General features: G+C 53.2%; 1 protein-coding gene. It reads left to right on the top strand.

Annotated elements, in window-relative coordinates:
• The coding region (locus V6D20_23135) for a hypothetical protein (protein ID HEY9818674.1) at nt 1-195 on the top strand (195 nt) is incomplete at its 5' end.
• Nucleotides 196-1132 lie beyond the last annotated feature (937 nt).

Genomic DNA, 1132 nt, shown 5'->3' with positions numbered 1-1132 from the left:
AAGGAGCCCTCAAGCGGCTACTCATCCATCACGCCGGCCTCTAATCCAATGGTTGCTGGATTCCACTCCTTCATGTGGGAGAGCTCTCCGCGTTGCTTCCGCAAGTTTGGTGGTGATGACACTAACAATGATGTATGGGAGTTTTGTGAGCACCCACACTGGCAAAGTCTTCCGTATGCGCTCATTCACTTTTGATGTGTAGTTTCTCCGGTAGCAGTCCTAGCGGCGGTCTTGGGGAAGGATGCGGTGCCTATGATGCTGCAAACGACGTATTCTACTACTATGGTGGGCAAAACAACGGACCACTTGCGGATCTGTGGCGATTTGATGGCTGCACCCTCACTTTGTCCTTTTTAGCTTCATATGCTGGTTGGGAAACCTCTGAATGCGCTATGGCATTCCGACCTTCCCAGACAGGTGCAGAAAACGACCTTCTGTACATTCAAGGTCCTGTAAATGGTACCTCGATGTGGTTTTCGATCGATTTGGGTGCATGCAGCGGCCCCTCAGGTACTTGCACCACAACCTCGACTTGCGGGACCCCAACCTCCGTCATTTCTGGCTCTGCACCATGGTCCGCCCTTCTTGCTGCATCCCTTGAATGGGACTCTGCTCGGGATGTTGTTATCCTGTTTGGTGGTGAGACGGCCTCGCCTTTTCAGGCTGTGAATGAAGTTTGGGAATATGATGGTATCGTCCCTGCTGACTCCAAGGAGCCTCTGTTACTCAGGTTACCTGTAGTAGCTGCCCTCCCGCACTGAAAAGCCATGCCACCGCCATGGATGGGAGCATAATGTACGTTTTTGGGGGCCGATACGATCCACAGCAGCCAACCCTATCAAACGAGATCTGGTCTTACTCTGGTCAAACTTGGAGCAACTTGACGGTCTCCTCTGGCCCCGAAGCAAGACAACGTGCTGGCTTGTCTGCGCAAGGTGGGCGCGTCTTTCTCTATGGCGGCATGGGACCCAATATCGCAAATCCAACTGCTGTGTGGGTGTTCGACAACACACTTTCTGTGCCACAGTGGACCCAACTGCCACGCACTGGTAGAGGACTACCCTAACTCTCAGGGACTCCACCAAGCCGTGCCTTGTCGATAGAGATGTGGCCGAAGATTACTGGAAGCCGT

The sequence above is a fragment of the Candidatus Obscuribacterales bacterium genome, from assembly GCA_036703605.1.
GTDB lineage: Bacteria > Cyanobacteriota > Cyanobacteriia > RECH01 > RECH01 > RECH01.
This window is presented reverse-complemented; position numbering and strand designations above follow the sequence as displayed.